A 16,807-nucleotide genomic window follows, 5' to 3' on the forward strand; every position below is an offset into this window, starting at 1 on the left:
GCCGACGGTGGTCTGCCCGCCATCGTCGCCGCCCGGACCGCTCGCCCGCCTCGCCCGGTCCGGGTGAGCTGGTGTCCGCCGGTCAGCGGAAGGACAGCGACGCGGTCCGCTCAGGGCGGCCGGGGGAGTAGGAGTAGATGATCGACCCCTGTGTCGCGCCCGCGACCACGCGGATCTTCCACGGGCGGAGGCGGTCGACGCGGAAATCGTCCTCGTAGCTCCACTTGTAGTCGAAGTTGGTCCCGGCGGGCAGGGACTCCCCTGCCTGCCAGATCCCGTGCACGACGAGGAAGTCGATCGGGCAGTTGACACGGAGCTGGGTGGCCCCGGGGGGGATGTCGAAGGAGAGGCTGCGGTTTTCTCCGGACTCCAGCTGCATGTTCCACTCCTCGTCGTTCTGGACACCGGATGCGCCCGGTCGGGTTGGGGTGAACGGGATCGGGTGCCGGATCAGGACCCGGTCGGTCTGGATGCCGTCGACCTGAGGCTGGACGTTGTTGTCCTGCCAGCCGTGCACGAAATCGCGGACCTCGGACTGGCGGCCGCACTGGACGAAGTAGTCGACGTGGCCCACCGCGGCGTCGATGGCGTCGGAGAACCCGTAGGCGCCGGTGCGGCCGCGGCCCAGGATGCTGACGGCGCCGTCGAGGTAGCCGCGCCACAGGGCCGGGGTGATGGTCGGGAATCCGGGTGAGGTGAACCACCGGTCCGCGCAGAAGAACACGACTCCGGGGAACCCGAGCAGGTTCGCCCCGGCGAGAGCGCGCCTGCCGTATTCCTGCCCCTGTGCGAACCCGCCCATCGGATCGTTCTTGCCCACCTCGAAGTACATGGCGATCCCGAGCCCGGCCGCGCGATGGTCGTTGTACTCGGTGGTGTTCGTGTGCTTGGTGCCCAGCCGGTTCGGCGCGTCGATGTACCGGATCACGCCCGACGGGTGCTCGCCGTCCGGCCCGACCGGCGTGGCCAGGATCTTGGCTGCGGACAGTTTGCTGCTGCTGTAGTCGATCCACCAGGTGGCCATCACATCGTCCCCTCGAAGTGGTTCAGGCCTCCGATCGGATCCCATCATGTAGGGATAAGTCCGTTTTGGAAAGCCTCTCGCTGCGGCCATTCGGGCTAACTCGGGCCGGCACCGTCCGGCAGCGTCCACATCGGAGTGTCGAACGCCGCGCTCGAAACGCGATGGCGAATACGCTGAAATGCGCATTTACGGCGGCCGAATGGGCGTATTCAGGTGCGCGAAGTGGCGTGTTTCACAGTTGTACCAGTCCTGCGTGAGCCGTGAACCGGCGCAGGTGAGAGGACGGTAAATCCAGCGTCGGCGGCCGCGATACCCCGGCTGTGTCGTGGCAGTTCGCGCCGGTGATCGAAGACGGAAAACGGCCCGGTACGCGATGTGGTGATCTTTTGACCGGGACCAGACCATTTCCTCGATTCTGCTCGGTGGTGACGGAATGTAGTTGGGCTGATCGTGTAGCGCTGCAAGTGATCTTGTGTGGCCGGTTGGCGGAGAGTGGTGGTGTCGGTAGTGTTTGCGCTCGCAAGAGTGACCCCAATGGGCGATGATCGAGTCGGCCGGGCGGGTTTCGCACCACGAATTGACTCGGAGTCATTGCTGGAACGTGATCATCGGATCGACTCCGAATGTGCTGTGCGCGGATCTTGCCCGCCCGCTCACCGGGGCACACCGGGTCTTCGGAATTCCATCCGATCCGTTCGTCCTTTTCGATGCAGGAAGAAAGAATAGTGGATTTCGACGCGCTGGCCGCCGAGCTGAGAAAACTCCGGGAAAACGTCGCCGGCGTCACCGACACGGTGCTCGCGGCGGTCGACGGGATACCGATCATGGCCGACGCGGCCGACCACCTCGATCCCGCGAAGCTGTCCGCGCTGGCGGCCGCGGATCTCGGGATCGCCCGCCAGGCGTCGGAGGTGTGCGGGCAAGGCACGTTGAAGCAGACCGTGGTTTTCAGCAGTGACGGCTACATGGCCGTATACGCGATCGGCCGGGTGGCGGTGCTGGTCGTCATGGGGGACAAGGGACTCAACGTCGGCCGCCTGCTGTTCGAGTCCCGCCCCGTCATCGAGCGGCTCGGCGCGATCCTGGCCGCCTAGCCGAATCCGGCACGCCGCCCACCACCAGTTCACAAGAGGAGTTCGAGCAATGATGAACATCGACACCGCGTTGAAGGAAGCCATGTCCATCGCCGGCGCCATCGGCGTCGCCCTGGTCGACTACGACAGCGGGATGTCGCTCGGCACGAGCGGCGGCGGCGACTGGCTGGACCTCGAGGTCGCCGCGGCCGGCAACACCGAGGTGGTGCGGTCCAAGCTGCGGGTGATGGCGTCGCTCGCGCTCAACGACAACATCGAGGACATCCTGATCACGCTGCACCGCCAGTACCACCTGATCCGCCTGCTGAACTCGGTCGGCTCCCGCAACTCGCTGTTCCTCTATCTGGTGCTGGATCGCGAACGCGCGAACCTGGCGCTGGCGCGGCACTACCTCAAGCGCATCGAAACGGACCTGCAGGTGTAGCTCCACCCCCACACGAGGAGGCGGTGATGACCGGAGGCGGGTCCAGCGTCGCTCTCACCATCGGCTCGGCGTTCATGACCGACCTCGGATCCCCGTTTCCGGCCAGGATGAACCTCGCGGGTGACGAGCTGGAGTTCACGTTCGTGCTGTCGGGCCACCCGCCCGGCGATGTCTCGGAGTGGGTGCGGCTGCGGTCCGGCGTCGGCCTGGCCGGCCGGGTGCCACGCTTCACCGCCGACGCGGGCGGGCGCCGGCTTCGCGTCGAGCTCACCGGGACCGCGATCGGCGCCGTGATCGTGCCGTTGGCGGACCTGGCGCCGGCCGGGGTGAACGCGCCGCACCCCGGCCCTTGGCAGGACCGGATGACCACCACGGTGCAGCTCGCCGTGGACGAGATCGCGCGGATGCTGTCGAGGTGCCGGCACCGGGCCGGGGGCGCCGAGCCGCTGATCGACCTGGAACTGTCGTACGAGCCGGACCGCGAGTACCGCACCCGCGTCGCCGAGGTTCACGAGCGGGTGCGCGCCTTCGTGTCCCCGGTCCGGCCCGTGCTGGAACTGCGCTGGCGCGCGGTGACTCCGGCGCAACGCAAGGCCCTGCTCGACGAGCTGCCCGACATCGCCCCGGCCCGCAGATGGTTCCGCCGCAGCCGGACCACGACGATCATGGGGCTCGAGGTGGAGCTGCCGTCCTGAGTGGACGGTCTCCGTGGTCCGCGGCTAGGGCGGTCCGACAATGTCTTGGTCCAGGTGATCACGGCACGCAGGACGACTGCGGAGCAATAGACGATGGCGAGCTTGTCGTAGCGAGTGGCCAAGCCGCGCCATTGTCTGAGCAGGTTGAAGCCTCGCTCGACGACGTTGTGCCCACGGTAATCGGGTGCATCGAAGGCTGGTGGACGCCTCCGCTGGGCGCAGTGCCAGCAAGTAGGTGACACAGGTAAGCGTGCCTGCGCACCGGGACGGTCATGCTCGGGGCGCCCCTTCGTAGCGGAGTATTTCGACCTCGTCGAGGAGCACGGTGCCGTTGGCGATGAGCTCGTCGAGCGCGGGCAGGAACGCGCGGACTTTGTCTTCGGCGTCGACGATGATCACGACGATGGGAAGGTCCTCGGTCAGACTCAAGATCTCGTCGGTGTGGATTCGTGATGTCGTGCCGAAACCTTCGCAGCCGTGCAGCACCGTCGCGCCGGCAAGGCCGGCTTCGCGGGCGCGTTTCACGATTTCGTGGTGCAGTGGTTTGTGATTCCAGGTGTCGTCCTCGCCGAGGAAGATCAAGGTGCGCAACGCCTTTCCGGTGAGCTGCATGGGTCGCGCCTCCTGCCGGGAGTCCTCGTGTCGGGTACCGTCTGCTGTTCTCGCCCGGTCCGCGGGCTACTCGGTGTGCTGCCACCAGTGGGTGTGCGGGCGCTCGGGTGCGGTGTAGCGGATGCCCTCGACCTCGTCGAGAGTGACCAGCCCGCTCATGTCGAGGTCGTCCAGTTGCGGCAGGAAGGCCCTGATTCGCTCTTCGCTGTCGGCGATCGTGATCAGCATGGGGAGGTCGTTGCCGAGCCGGAACGCGCGTTGGGTGTGAATCCGGGAGGTGGCGCCGTAGCCCTCGATGCCGCGGATGACGGTCGCGCCGGCGAGGCCGGCATGGTGGGCGCGGTCGACGATCTCCGTGGAGAGCGGTTTGTGGTGCCAGAGGTCGCCGTCGCCGACAAAGATCGACAGCCGCAAAACCCGCTCGGAGCTTTTCGTGGTCATCTGCGTCCTCCTGGCACGAGTGGTCGTCACACGTCTGCACCAGGAAGCCATCAGCCCCATGCGAGGCGGTTCGGCCCAGAGGACCCGGCGGGATCCATCGCCAAGTCAAGTACATCCCCACGGGCCCGATCGCGTCAAGCACGAGGAGGTTGCCGTGTGGGCGGTTATCTCTCAAATATCGAACGTATGTTCGAGAAACCGAGGGTGAGGCCAGGTGGCAGGGGCGGCTTCACCGACTCGTCGTCATGGAGCCGGTATCCCGATGCCGACCGTTGCGCTGGGAGCAGCCCGGCCTGTTCGGCAGGCAGTTGAGGACCACGTACCGATCCTGTCTGGCTGACGGCGGCTCAGGGGTCGATACGGGCCGCGCACCACCAGCCGTGTTCGGTGCGCTCGCACCGGACCTCCCGCCGGGACACACCCTTCGGGAGCGCGCTCCGGCCAGGACGACGCCGCCGAGCTCGGCCACCTGACAGCGCGGCCGCACCGTCGAGCCGTCCACGACGATCCCCTCCGCGGTGACCGGGATCAAGCACCGCGTCCGCATCATGGTGAGGACCTTGTCGAGCTGCGCGACCAGGACCGAATCGTCGGTCGGGCCGCCAACTCGAACGACCAAGCCGTTTCGGCGACACGACCGGCAGCATCGCGGCAACAAGGCGCAGCTTTGTCAGGCTCGACCTAGGGCAGCACGACAAGTTTCCCGGTGGCGCGGTCGTTTTCCATGTACCGGTGCGCCGCGGCGATGTCCTCGAGGCCGAAGACCCGGTCGACGTTGGGCCGGTAGGCGCCGGCTTCGACCTCGCGGACGATCCGCTGCAGCGCGGGCGTGCTGCCCTTGAGGGTGTCGCTGTGGAACGCCGTGAGCTTCGTTCCGGACGGAATCATCGCGATCGGTTCGAGGTCCGGGATCACCCACCCGCTCAGCGAACCCGCCACGCACACCGTCCCGGTGCGCCGGACCAGGCTCAGCGAGTCGACCGCCGTGTTCGCGCCGACGAGGTCCAGCACGTGGTCCGGTCCTCCGGGCCAGAGCGCGTGCACGCTCGCCGCCAGCGAGCCACCGGGGTCGAGGAGCACGTGGTCGACACCGGCCGCCCTCAAGGCGTCGGCCTTGTCCGGCCGCCGGGTCGTCGCCGCGATCTCGACCCCGTGGGCGGCCGCGATCGACGCGGCCGCCAGCCCCACCGACGACGTCCCGCCGCGGATCAGCAGCCGCCCGCGCGTGGCCGCCAGGGTGTCCAGCGCGCCCTGCGCGGTCAGGTACGTCTCCGGCAGCGCGGCCAGGACGTCCCAGGGCAACGTGGTCGTGATCGGCATCAGCAGCGGGTTCGGCACCAGGGCGTACTCCGCGTAACCGCCGTCGTACTCCCGTCCCAGCTCACCCATCACACCGCGACCGTCGTGCCCTCCGGCAGCAGGGGATCGGTGGAGACCGCCACGGTTCCCGCGCACTCGATGCCCAGCACCCGCGGGAACGTCACGTGGGGGGAGTGCCCCTGGCGCGTCCTCAGTTCCGACCGGTTGAGGCCCGCGCCGCGCACCCGCACCAGGCTCCAGCCCTTCCGCACCGCCGGCACCGGCACCTCACGGATCTCCAGCACCTCCGGCCCGCCCGCCCGGACGCAGACCGCCGCTCGCATCGTCGTACTCATGCCGTGCACTCTCGCCCGGTCGCGTGCTGACCGGCCACCGGTAAAATGCCAACCCATGCCCGATGGCCGCCAACCTGCCCGCTCGCACGTCTGGCCGTCCGGAGGCGCGCACTTCTGGCCGTCGGGTGGAACGAGCCCCGTGTCATCCCACCCGCGTGGCCACCTGGTCTACGCGGCTCGCGGCGTGCTGTCGGTCCACACCGGACAGGGCACCTCCATCGTCCCGGCCAACCGCGTCGCCTGGACCCCCGCCGGCACCACCCACCACCACCGCGCGCACGGCGACACGGACATGCGGATCGTCTTCCTGCCCCCGTCCCTCGCCCGGCTCGTGCCGGACCACCCCGCCGTGTTCACCGCGTCCGACCTCGCCCGCAGCGCCCTGCTGACCCTCACCGGTCCCCGCAACTACGACCCCGCCGCGCGCCCTCTCGACCCCGCCGCGCGCGCCCGCCTCCGCCGCGTCCTCGTCGACGAGCTCCACGAGGCCCCCGAACAGCCCCTGCACCTGCCGGACCCCCACGACGACCGCTTGCAGGCCGTCGCCCGGCTGCTGCACGAAAGCCCGGCGGACAACACCCCGCTGGCCGAGCTGGGGCGGACGATCGGCGCCAGCGCCCGCACCCTCAGCCGCCTGCTCCACCACGAACTCGGCATGACCTTCTACGCGTGGCGCACCCAGCTGCGCCTGTTGTCCGAAGGCCACGACACCACGTATGTCGCGCACGCCTGCGGCTGGGCCAATCCGAGCCACTTCATCGCCGCGTTCACCAAACTCGTGGGCACGACGCCGGGGCGGCATCGGGCCGGTCGCCAGGGTGACCCTTTCGGCGTGGTTTGAATGCGCGCTGGGGATCTCCTGCGGATTTGGTCATCAGGTTAAAGATCGTTTTATGTTGCTCGATACGCTTCGCTGATGACGGTCAAGCGACGCGGGCTTCTGGACCAGCAGCAGGCCCTCGGCCGGCACCGGCGGCGACTGGGCCGGGTGCATGTCACCATCGACGACCTTCAAGCTCTCCGTGAGCTTCTCGACGAGGGCCTCGCCGACGGGGCGACTCGCACCGAGTTCGAGTTCGACGGCGGCTCGTTCGAGGAGCCTGCTGACCTTCCGAAGCTGTCGGATGCGGAGCTTCGTCGCATCGTCGTGAAGTCGGCAAACGTTGAAGTGATCCTGAGCAGCACCCAAGCAGTCGCGATCGGCGAGCGGCATTTGAGCGAAGCCGTTTACACGCGGTGGGCACGGGCACGGCAGACGAAAGACAGACCTGGTCCCCGACCGTCCGCCCGGTACCGGGCGGCAGCATGGCCATACCTTCTCGCGGCGGTGATGGCTGTGGTCACGCCCGTGAGAATTGTTCCCGATATGGGTGCCTCCGGCTGGTTTCTGGGCGGCGGTGTGACGTTCCTGGCCGTTGTGTCGGGCACGTGGTCGCTCCAGCGACTCCCCGAGTCATATGCAGCAGTACACGCTTTGAGCAACGAGGACTACCGAAAACACCGTACGCAGGCAAGCCACGCGTGGCGCTCCTCGGTGATCGGTTCGGTAGCCGTCTTGGTCACGCTGGTCATCGGGGTTTTGAGTTTCATTCTGAAGAAGTAGCCGTGCACCTGAGAGCCGGGCGACGCGGTCACCCTCCTGATCCGCGGCTGAGCCGCTCGGCGCGCCTGGTTCTCGTGCAGTTGCGCGATTTCCTCAGCCGCCGGCCCGACCTCGCCGTCGGCCGCCTATCCGGCTAAAAGACCTTACCTACCAAATCCGGCCGGCCCAGCGCATCACCCGCGATCCAGTTCGCCACGTCGAACAGCTCCGCATCGCGGTTGGTGCGGCCCAGCACCTGCAGACCGAGCGGCAAGCCTTCGTCGGCCAGCACCGGGAGGGTCAGGGCGGGACAGCCGAGCAGTGAGGCGGTCACGTTCATGGCGACGTCGCCGGTCGAGCCGAGGCCGGTCGGGGCGGCGCCGCAGGCGGCGAGGGTGATCACCGCGTCGTAGTCGGCCGCGGTGTTCTCGTAGGTGGCGCGTACCGCGGCACGCTGGTCGAGGAGCTCGCGGTATTCCTGCTGTGTCATCGCTTCGGCGATTTTCAGCCGGTCGCGGGCGTCGAGGCTGAGCTTGGCGGCGTCCAGGTCGGCGTAGGTGTTGAGCGGCCAGCGTCCTTCCCAGGCGACGATCGCCTGCGTCAGCCGTAGAGCCTCGGCGACCGCCTTTTCGACCGTTTCGACCCGGTCGTCCTGCGTGCGGTCCAGCACCTTGACGCCGTGCTCCTGCAGGCGTTGCTTCACCGCGGCGAACGCCCGACGCGCGCCTTCGGTCGTCGCGCTCCAGCCGGCGGTCTCGAGGACGGCGAGCTTCACCGGCTTGGTGCGCCGGGTGAAGTCCACGTCGCCGGCCAGGCCGCCGTAGCCCGGGTCGCCGCCGGCGCGGTCGGCGATGGCGCGCAGGACCGCCCAGGTGTCGGCGAGCGTCGCGCCGATCGAGCCTTGGCAGCTTTGGCTGAAGTGGTCGTGCGAACCACTCCGGTTGACGGCGCCGACGCTCGGCTTGAAGCCCACCGCGCCGCAGAAACTCGACGGGCGCAGGATCGAGCCGAGCAGCTGCGTGCCGAGACCCACCGGGACCATGCCGGCCCCGACGGCCGCCGCTGTGCCGCTGGAAGAGCCGCCCGGCGTGCGGCTCGGGTCGTGCGGGTTCGTGGTCTCGTGCCACGGGTGCTTCGACGCCAGCTCGGTCGTGGTGGTCTTGCCCACGATGACCGCGCCGGCCTCGCGCAACGCGTGCACGCTCGCCGAGTCGCGCTTCCCGTCGGTGCCTTCCCACAGCGGCGAGCCCTGCCCGGTCGGCATGTCGGCGGTCTCGATGATGTCCTTGATCGCCACGGGCATGCCGTCGATCGGCGACAGCGGCTTCCCGGCGGCCCACCGCCGCGCCGACTCGTCCGCGGCCAGCCGCGCCCCCGCGCGGTTGACGACGACGAACGCGGCCACCGTGCCGTCGAGCTCGTCGATGCGGGTCAGCGTCTCTTCGAGGTAGGTACGGGGGCTGAGCCGGCCGGACCGCAGGTCCTCGCCGTGCGACACGTAGCCCCGCAGGCGGTTTGCGGGTTTCGTCGGTTCGGTCACGCGGGCACCCCCGGGATCTCGACGTTCGTTCCACACCGGCGCCACATCGGATACGAAAGCATGGCCCCATCCTGCGCCACGCGACGAGAAGACGCCACGACCGTGGCGGATCCCCGAAGTGATGTTCACGGCGGCCGGGCCCGACGCGCTCGCCGCGGGCAGGTCAGTGCGGATCCGTGCCGCACAGCCGATGTGTGGCAGGGACTCGCCGGATCAGCAGGCGGTGGATCACGGCGCCGAGGATCGCGCCGGCGGCGGGTGCGGGCAGGTAGATCCACAGGAAGTGCGCCGAACCGTCGAGCACGGCGGGCCCGAGCTGACGGGCGGGGTTCACCGCACCGCCGCTGAGCGGGCCCAGGCCGACGATCAACGCGGCCACGGCGACGGCGATCGCGTAGGGCAGCAGCGGCGCGTACCGGGGATGGGCGAGGAAATACCCGGCCAGCAGCGTCGTCGCAACCCCGCCCGCCGCCTCGCAAGCGAAGACGGCACCCGCGCTCCACGCCGGCGCCGCCGACACGGTTCCGAAGTGGACCTGCCCCGCGAGGGGTCCGAGCACGACCGCCGCGACGGCCGTGCCCGCGAGCGAGCCGAGACTCTGCGCGCACACGTAGGGCGTGACGTGCCGCCCGGGGAACGCGCCCATCAACCAGAGACCGAGCGTGACGACCGGGTTCATGTGGCCACCCGAGCGCCGCCCCCACGGCGACCGGATCAGGACGACGAGGAGCACCGCGACGAATCCGGCGATCACCAGCTGTCCCACGCGGACCTGCGTCTCCGCGACCTTCCAGCCACTCCCGAAGACCACCCCGACCGCGACCACGGTGGCACACAGGACGATCGCCGTGAGCGCGAACTCCCGCACGGCGTCGCGGAGCGAGACGGCCGCGGCCTCGTTCGCCTCCGGACGCTCCCGACGGGCGCCGACTGTCATGACGCGAATCCCTTCCCCGCGTTCGCTCCGACAGCCTCCATGTTCGCGGGCCCGTCCGGGGTCGATCACCCGTCAGATGACTGTGCCGATGACTGTGGCGGCAGGGCGCCGATCAGGTGCGCAGGCCGGTCATCATGAGGTCGATGGCCGTGCGATAGCGGTGCGCGGCCGCGCTGTGGGGGGCGTTGTCGGTCAGTTCGAGAGCGACCATGCCGTGCCCGCAGGCCCACAGTGCGTGTGCGGCGGACTCCGGGTCGGTCCGCAGCGGAGTCCGTTCGCCCCACCTGCGGACGACCTCGATGAAGCGGGCGAAGTTTTCCCGGCCGGTCGCCCGGGTGTCGCCGGTGGGGCGGTGGACCGAGTCCAGTTGCCCGAACATCACGTGGAAGTAGTACCGGTTGGCCAAGGCGATGTCGCGGTAGACGAGGCAGGTGTTGCGAACGTCGGCTTCGGGATCATCGGTGAACTGCTGCCGGCGCTGGGCTTCGCTGAGCCGGGTGTGCCCTTCGACGTAGACGGCGTCCAGCAGCCCCTGCTTGTTCTGGAAGTAGTGGTAGACGGTGATGGTCGAGCAGCCCGCGGCGGCGGCGATCTTGCGGATGGTCAGCCCGTCCGGCCCTGCTGTCGCCAGCAGCCGGGCGGCCGCGTCCAGGGTGGCGGTGCGCAGGTCCCGGGCCGAGGGTGCCTGCGCACCGGCCGCGGTGGTCGGCTTCGGGGTCACAGCGCCCGACCCTAGCCGACCACCGCTCACGTGCCGGTCGCCGCTGGTCAGAGCGCCGCGACGACGGTCTTGGTCTCCAAGTACTGCTGCAGCACCTCGTCGCCCTTCTCCCGTCCCCAGCCGCTTTGTTTGTACCCGCCGAACGGCAGCTCGGCGGCGAACACGTGGTACGTGTTCACGTGCACGGTGCCCGCCTGCAGCCGGCGGGCCAGTTTGTGCGCGGCGGAGAGGTCCTTCGTCCAGACGCCGGCGGCCAAGCCGTAGGTGGTGTCGTTGGCCTGGTGGGCCAGGTCGTCCAGGTCAGTGAAGGGCAGGGCCGTGAGCACGGGACCGAAGATCTCCTCCCGCACGATCGGGTGCCCGGCATCCGGGCCGGCGATCACGGTCGGCTCGACGAAGTAGCCGGGCCGGTCCAGCACGTTGCCGCCGGCGAGGGCCCGGCCGCCCTCCGGTCCGTGGCGCAGGCCCAGGTAGTGGCTGACGCGGTCGAACTGTTCGCGGGAGACCAGGGGACCCATGTCGGTGTCGGGGTCCATGCCGTACCCGACCTTGATCGCCCGGGCCCGTTCGGCGATGCCCTCGACGACGCGGTCGTACTGCGACTCGTGCACGTAGAGCCGGCTTCCGGCCGAGCAGACCTCACCCTGGTTGTAGAAGATGCCCAGCGACGCCCCCGCGATCGCGGCGTCGACATCGGCGTCGGCGAGCACGATGTTCGGCGACTTACCGCCGAGCTCCAACGAGACCCGCTTGAGGTTGCCCGCGGCGGCACGCACGATCGACTTGCCGACCTCGGTCGATCCGGTGAACGCGATCTTGTCGACCCCGTCGTGCGCGGCCAGGTGCGCCCCGGCGATCTCCCCGAAGCCCGGGACGATGTTCACCACACCCTCGGGCAGGCCGGCCTCCAGCAGCAGCTCGCCGACGCGCAGCGCGGTCAGCGGGGTCTGTTCGGCCGGTTTGAGGACAACGGTGTTGCCCGTGGCCAGCGCGGGCGCCAGTTTCCAGGCGACCATCAGCAAGGGAGCGTTCCACGGGATGATCTGCCCGACCACGCCCACGGGCTCGCGCAGGGTGTAGGCGTGGAATTCCTGGCCTGGCAGGTAAGGCACGGTGGGAGTGACGGAGAGTCCGTTCAGGCGCGTCGTCGCGCCCGCCATGTACCAGAACATGTCGGCTGCCAGCGGTACCTCCACTCCCAGCGCGGCGCTGTAGGGCTTGCCGTTGTCCAGCGACTCCAGCTCCGCGAGCTCCTCCGCGTGCCGGGAGATCAGGTCGCCGATCCGGTGCAGCAACCGGCCACGCTCCGATGTGGACATTCGCTTCCAGGGACCGTCCAACGCCCGGCGCGCGGCCGCCACCGCGAGGTCGACGTCCCGTTCGGTGGCCTCGGCGATCCGAGCGAGTTCCTGCCCGTTGCCGGGATCGACGCTCGGGAACGTCCGTCCCTCGGCGGCGTCGACGAACCGGCCGTCGATCAGCAGTTTTCCGGCCCGCGACAGGAAATCCCTGGCCGCCGAGACCGGTGTCGAGGCAGGACGGGGGATGGTGGTCATGGTGTTTCTCCTCGATCGGGACAGCGCTGTGCCGTCGATGGCGGACAGCCAAGCGCGCACGAGGTTGGTGAAGCGTTGGCGCTGCGGTGGCCCGGGCCGGGGTCAGGGGTTGCCCGCGGACGCGGCGTGCAGCTTGCCGAGACACAGTGCGTGCTCCGATGCCGTGGCGGTGGAGCGGGCGCAGGCGGATTCGAGGACCTGGAGGTCGTCGGGAAAGCTGTCCAGGTAGCGCAACGCCTCGCGGACGGTCCCGGTGGTGAGCACCGCGGTGCGCAGCGCGACCTGGGCCTGATCGCGCATCGCGCGCAGGAACGGGGCCTCCGAGGCGGGGAGCAGGTCGCCGCGCTGCAGCTCCAGTGCGGCGCCGAGCCGGCCGTCGGCCACATGGTGGAGCTGTTCGGCCAGATCGCACCGGACCTCACCGGCGAGGTGGTAAGGATGCGACCGCACCACGTCCGCACCGAGACAATGCCGCAGCTTCGACAGCTCGGCCCGCAGGGTGACCGCGGCCACGGGGTGGTCGCCGTACAGGGCCGCGTGCAGCTGCTTGAGGTCCGTGCCGTCGGGGCGCAGAGCGAGGATCGTGAGGATCTCGAACTGGCGGGGTGACAGGTGCAGGGACCGCCCGTTGACCGTGGCCCGCGGGTGTCCGAGCACGGACAGCGCGAGCACGGACGTCGTGGCCGGGGCCGGCGGCAGATCACTCAAGCGCAGCTCGACCAGCGCCGCGAGGGTACGGGCCAAAGCGCGTCCGCTGCCCGAATGGTGCGACCACGGCGCCGAGACATCGACCGCACCGATGATGGCCCCGGTACGCGGATCCCGGACCGGGAAGGCCCAGCAAGTCCAGTCGTGCAGCACTTCATTGGCATGCTGTGCGGTGAACACCTCGACCGGGTGCCCGCTGTGTAGCGCGAGCGCGACCGCGTTGGTGCCCATCGCGTTCTCGGTCCACAGCGTGCCGTCGACCGCGTTGAGCCGGCGTGCGGGTTTCGCCATGTGCCGGCCGGCGCGCGCGGTTACCAGGGAGGCGTCCGGACCTGCCAAGGCAACGAGAAACCCGGTGTTCTCGGCCACGTCGTGCAGCGGTTGCTCCAACGAGCGGCGGTGGCCGGCCAGCAGCGACCCTTCCGCGGACGCAGGCACGCCGGGCAACTCGGCGGGCGCGGTTTCGCGCAGCCCGCTCCGCCGCGTCCGGTGCCAGCTCGCCTCGATGTCGGCGGGAACGCACTGCGCCGGAACGGCTGCGCCACCGAAGAAATCAGCCCAGGCCTCGGTCAGGGCATGGCGTCGTGCATGCAGGTCCGTCAGCGGGTCCTGCCCGGCGGCGGGGCGAGGCCGGGTCGTCATGAGGTGGCAGCGAGTCGGCGCAGTTCGGTCTTGAGGATCTTTCCCGTCGCGTTGCGCGGGAGCTCTTCGGTGAGGTGGAACCGCGCGGGCACTTTGTAGCGGGCCAGCCGGGTGGCGCACCAGTCGGCCAGTTCCGCCGGGGCAGGCGCCTGGGTTCCGGCGGGGACGACATAGGCGAGACCCACCTCGCCCCAACGGTCGTCCGGGACGCCGATGACCGCCGCCTGGGAAACCTGAGGATGGGCGTGGAGAATGTTCTCCACCTCGGCGGGGTAGACGTTCTCCCCACCCGAGATGTACATGTCTTTGCGGCGGTCGACGACGGTGAAGTACCCGTCCGCACTTCGCACGGCCAGATCCCCCGTGCCGAACCACCCGTCCTCGCCGATGGCCGTCCTGGTCGCCTCGGGGTTGCGCCAATAGCCCGGAGTGACCAGGGCGCCCCGGATCTGCAGCTCGCCGACCTCGCCCGGATCGGCGGCCCGGCCGTTCTCGGCTCGGATCCGGCAGGCCGCGTGCAGCAGCGGCAGGCCGATCGTGCCGTTCTTGTCCACCGCTCGCGCGGCGGGGACCGCGATCACCGTCGCTCCTGCCTCGGTGATGCCGTACACGGTCACCATCGAAGCGTGGTGTCCGGTCCACGACTCGATCAACGCCGTCGGCACGGGCGCACCGCCCACCGCGGCGACGACACCACGGAAGTCGGCGTCCCGGAAGGCGTCCAGCCGCTCCATGAACTGGAAGTTGGCCGGTACGCCGCAGAAGTGGGTGAGGGGCTCGGTGGTGTCCGTCAGCAGTGCCAGCGCCCGTGCCGGGTCGAACTGGCGCATCACCACCACCGTTCCACCGAGCAGCAGTACCGGATGCGCGAACAGGGCCAGCCCAGCGACGTGGAAGGTCGGCAGCACTGTCAGGCAGCGGGACTGGGGACCGACCTCGCCGGCCAGGGCGATCCCCGTGATGCTCGCCAAGACGTTGCGGTGTGTCGCGAGCACTCCCTTGGGCAGGCCGGTGGTCCCGGAGGTGTAGATGATCGTCCACGGGTCGTCTTCGTCGACCTCCGGAAACCGCTCGACGGCACCGTCGCGCGCCTCGGTCAGCGGCTCGTAGTCGTCGTGCTCATCCGCCTCGCTGGCCCACGTCACCCGCACCGCGATGCCGGTCGTCTCGGCGAGCTGGTCCGCGGTCCGCGCCGACCAGCTCTCGGCGAGCAGGACCAGCGGGTCGGCGTCGGTGACGATGGCGGTGAGCTCGTCCGGGCTCAGCCGCCAGTTGAGCAGTACGCAGATCGCGCCCACGTGCGCACACGCATAGAGGACTTCGAAGGTGCGGAAGTCGTTGCGGGACAGCACGGCGACCCGGGTGCCTCGCTCGACACCACGCTCCCGCAAGGCCACCGCCAGCGCCCGCACCCGCAGGCTGAGCTGCGCGTAGGTGAGCCTGCGCCCGGTCGCCAGATCGACGACCGCCTCGCGTCCGGGTGTCCGCGCCGCGTGATCATCGATCCACGACCGCACCGGTTGCCCCATCCCGATCCTCCGTACTATAACGTATCGTTATAGCAGGTGTGTATAGCACGTCACCGGCGCGGGGACAACGTGCTGCCAGTGAGGAATCCGGGCTTGCCCTTGACTGGCCTGTTGTTCCGGTTGCTGCCGTCGTTGGTGCATGTCGCGTTGGACGCGAGCGGGATCGCGGTGGCGGAAATCCTCGGTCTTGGCGCCGACGGCGCTGTGCGTCACACGCGCGTGACGGTCAGCGATCCGTTCGGCCAGGCCCACGTCACCGCGGTGGGCGTGTTGATCGGCACCGAGCGAGTGCTGGGCTTGGACGGCGGGGCACCGCTCGCCGCGGGTTTGCACGTGCCGGAGCGTGCGGTGAACGCCGAGCGCGCCGTCTCCCGACTTCGTGATTTCGGCGTGAGTGTCGCCCCGAGCCTCGCGCGTGAGGGAGCCGACGTGAGGACAAGGAAGTCCCGTTTCGTTTCACGAAAGCCGGAATTGTCGTGCCGCCGCGATAGGCGTGCGGTGGAGAATCATGAGGGAGTTGGGCGATGAAGAGCGGGAACTACAAGCAGCGTGACGTCGGAGGTCGGCAGCTGCGGCCGGAGACCTTGATGATGGGCTACGGCTTCTCGCCGGCGCTGTCCGAAGGATCGCTGAAGCCGCCGATGTTCCTGACTTCGACGTTCGTGTTCGAGTCCGCCCAGCAGGGCAAGGACTTCTTCGACATCACGTCGGGGCGGCGCCCGGCCCGCGAGGGCGAGGAGGCGGGCCTGGTGTACTCCCGCTTCAACAACCCGAACTTCGAAATCCTCGAGGACCGGCTCGCGGTCTGGGACGAAGCCGAGCGCGGCGCCGTCTTTTCGTCAGGCATGGCGGCGATCGCGACGACGGTGCTGACGTTCGTCGGCCCCGGTGAGGTTGTCCTGCACTCGCGGCCCCTTTACGGAGGCACCGAAACGCTGGTGCGCAGCACTTTGTCGGCACTGGGAATTCCATCGGCCGGGTTCACCGACGGCCTCGACCGGGGTGACGTCACGAACGCCGCCGAGGAGGCGATGGCGCTCGGGCCGGTCGGGGTGATCTTCGTGGAGACACCGGCCAATCCGACCAGCGGCGTTGTCGACCTGTCGTTGATGGCCGACGTGGCCGACCTGATCGCACAACGACAAGGCCGGCGCCCGGTGGTCGTGTGCGACCACACGCTCCTGGGCCCGATGTTCCAGCAACCGCTGCGCCACCGTGCCGACCTCGCGGTGTACTCGCTGACCAAGTACGCCGGAGGGCACAGCGACTTGGTGGCCGGCGGCCTCACCGGCAGCGCCGACCTGGTCGGCCGCGTCGATCGCACCCGCGGCGCGATCGGAACGCAGCTCGACCCCCATTCGTCCTGGCTGCTGCTGCGTTCGCTGGAGACCCTGCACATCCGTGCGGAGCGAGCGTGCCGCAACGCGCGGCGCCTCGCGGAGTTCCTGGCCGGACCAAAGTGGACTATCTCGGGTTCCTCGAGCCCGGCGATCCGGCCCGGGCAGTGTTCGACCGGCAAGCCACCGCGCCGGGATCGACCTTCTCGTTCGACGTCGAGGGCGGGGAAGCCGGTGCGTTCGCCTTCCTGGAGTGGCTGCGGATCTGCAAACTGGCCGTGAGCCTCGGCGGCACCGAGACGCTCGTGTG

General features: G+C 69.3%; 18 protein-coding genes. 7 read left to right on the forward strand and 11 right to left on the reverse strand.

Annotation, left to right across the window (positions count from 1 at the left end):
• Positions 1-82: 82 nt before the first annotated feature.
• The gene (locus QRX50_RS28475) at positions 83-1,024 is read right to left on the reverse strand and encodes a glycoside hydrolase domain-containing protein (protein ID WP_285966218.1); all 942 of its coding nucleotides are present in this window, start codon (positions 1,022-1,024) and stop codon (positions 83-85) included.
• 707 nt (positions 1,025-1,731) lie between these two features.
• Between QRX50_RS28475 and QRX50_RS28480 the strand changes: the two genes are divergently transcribed.
• From QRX50_RS28480 to QRX50_RS28490, 3 genes are read left to right on the forward strand one after another with little or no spacing between them, the layout of a single operon-like run.
• Positions 1,732-2,118, forward strand: a complete 387-nt coding sequence (locus QRX50_RS28480) for a roadblock/LC7 domain-containing protein (RefSeq protein ID WP_255638156.1) — start codon at positions 1,732-1,734, stop codon at positions 2,116-2,118.
• Between the two features lie 52 nt (positions 2,119-2,170).
• A complete protein-coding gene (locus tag QRX50_RS28485) occupies positions 2,171-2,542 on the forward strand; it encodes a hypothetical protein (protein WP_220247832.1) in 372 nt (123 codons plus the stop codon).
• 26 nt (positions 2,543-2,568) lie between these two features.
• Positions 2,569-3,237 (forward strand): hypothetical protein, encoded by a 669-nt coding sequence (locus tag QRX50_RS28490; protein WP_285966219.1) that lies wholly within the window; start codon positions 2,569-2,571, stop codon positions 3,235-3,237.
• A gap of 270 nt (positions 3,238-3,507) precedes the next feature.
• On the opposite strand, the gene QRX50_RS28500 is transcribed toward QRX50_RS28490, so the two are convergent.
• The 4 genes from QRX50_RS28500 to QRX50_RS28515 form a co-directional block, all read right to left on the reverse strand.
• Complete coding sequence (locus QRX50_RS28500) at positions 3,508-3,849, reverse strand: DUF190 domain-containing protein (RefSeq protein ID WP_285966220.1); 342 nt, start codon at positions 3,847-3,849, stop codon at positions 3,508-3,510.
• Positions 3,850-3,915: 66 nt separating this feature from the next.
• Entirely contained in the window at positions 3,916-4,290 is a 375-nt protein-coding gene (locus QRX50_RS28505; RefSeq protein WP_285966221.1) for a DUF190 domain-containing protein, read from the reverse strand.
• 681 nt (positions 4,291-4,971) lie between these two features.
• Entirely contained in the window at positions 4,972-5,679 is a 708-nt protein-coding gene (locus tag QRX50_RS28510; RefSeq protein ID WP_285966222.1) for a zinc-binding dehydrogenase, read from the reverse strand.
• A complete protein-coding gene (locus QRX50_RS28515; RefSeq protein WP_285966223.1) occupies positions 5,679-5,945 on the reverse strand; it encodes an alcohol dehydrogenase catalytic domain-containing protein in 267 nt (88 codons plus the stop codon). Before QRX50_RS28515 ends, QRX50_RS28510 begins: the two co-directional genes overlap by 1 nt.
• 139 nt (positions 5,946-6,084) lie before the next feature.
• Here QRX50_RS28515 and QRX50_RS28520 point away from each other — a divergent pair, with 139 nt between their 5' ends.
• Together QRX50_RS28520 and QRX50_RS28525 are read left to right on the forward strand one after the other, a co-directional pair.
• Positions 6,085-6,786, forward strand: a complete 702-nt coding sequence (locus QRX50_RS28520; protein WP_285966224.1) for an AraC family transcriptional regulator — start codon at positions 6,085-6,087, stop codon at positions 6,784-6,786.
• A 75-nt stretch (positions 6,787-6,861) separates the two neighbouring features.
• Positions 6,862-7,548: a hypothetical protein gene (locus QRX50_RS28525; protein ID WP_285966225.1), complete on the forward strand. Its 687-nt coding sequence runs from the start codon at positions 6,862-6,864 to the stop codon at positions 7,546-7,548.
• Between the two features lie 133 nt (positions 7,549-7,681).
• Here the strand turns inward: QRX50_RS28525 and QRX50_RS28530 are convergent, their stop codons facing one another.
• From QRX50_RS28530 to QRX50_RS28555, 6 genes are all read right to left on the reverse strand, one after another.
• Entirely contained in the window at positions 7,682-9,067 is a 1,386-nt protein-coding gene (locus QRX50_RS28530; protein WP_285966226.1) for an amidase, read from the reverse strand.
• Between the two features lie 163 nt (positions 9,068-9,230).
• Positions 9,231-10,004, reverse strand: coding sequence for an MIP/aquaporin family protein (locus tag QRX50_RS28535; protein ID WP_285966227.1), 774 nt, complete (start codon positions 10,002-10,004; stop codon positions 9,231-9,233).
• 112 nt (positions 10,005-10,116) lie between these two features.
• A complete protein-coding gene (locus QRX50_RS28540) occupies positions 10,117-10,725 on the reverse strand; it encodes a TetR/AcrR family transcriptional regulator (protein ID WP_285966228.1) in 609 nt (202 codons plus the stop codon).
• A 47-nt stretch (positions 10,726-10,772) separates the two neighbouring features.
• Entirely contained in the window at positions 10,773-12,281 is a 1,509-nt protein-coding gene (locus QRX50_RS28545; protein ID WP_285966229.1) for an aldehyde dehydrogenase family protein, read from the reverse strand.
• A 102-nt stretch (positions 12,282-12,383) separates the two neighbouring features.
• Entirely contained in the window at positions 12,384-13,631 is a 1,248-nt protein-coding gene (locus QRX50_RS28550; RefSeq protein WP_285966230.1) for a helix-turn-helix domain-containing protein, read from the reverse strand.
• The gene (locus QRX50_RS28555) at positions 13,628-15,160 is read right to left on the reverse strand and encodes a class I adenylate-forming enzyme family protein (RefSeq protein ID WP_285966231.1); all 1,533 of its coding nucleotides are present in this window, start codon (positions 15,158-15,160) and stop codon (positions 13,628-13,630) included. The genes QRX50_RS28550 and QRX50_RS28555 overlap by 4 nt, the downstream gene beginning before the upstream one ends.
• A 111-nt stretch (positions 15,161-15,271) precedes the next feature.
• Here QRX50_RS28555 and QRX50_RS28560 point away from each other — a divergent pair, with 111 nt between their 5' ends.
• Together QRX50_RS28560 and QRX50_RS28565 are read left to right on the forward strand one after the other, a co-directional pair.
• Positions 15,272-15,688 carry a hypothetical protein gene (locus QRX50_RS28560; RefSeq protein ID WP_285966232.1) on the forward strand — a complete coding sequence of 139 codons (417 nt, stop codon included), beginning with the start codon at positions 15,272-15,274 and terminating at the stop codon, positions 15,686-15,688.
• Entirely contained in the window at positions 15,685-16,779 is a 1,095-nt protein-coding gene (locus QRX50_RS28565) for an aminotransferase class I/II-fold pyridoxal phosphate-dependent enzyme (protein WP_285966233.1), read from the forward strand. The genes QRX50_RS28560 and QRX50_RS28565 overlap by 4 nt, the downstream gene beginning before the upstream one ends.
• Positions 16,780-16,807 lie beyond the last annotated feature (28 nt).

This window comes from Amycolatopsis sp. 2-15 (assembly GCF_030285625.1).
GTDB classification, from domain to species: domain Bacteria; phylum Actinomycetota; class Actinomycetes; order Mycobacteriales; family Pseudonocardiaceae; genus Amycolatopsis; species Amycolatopsis carbonis.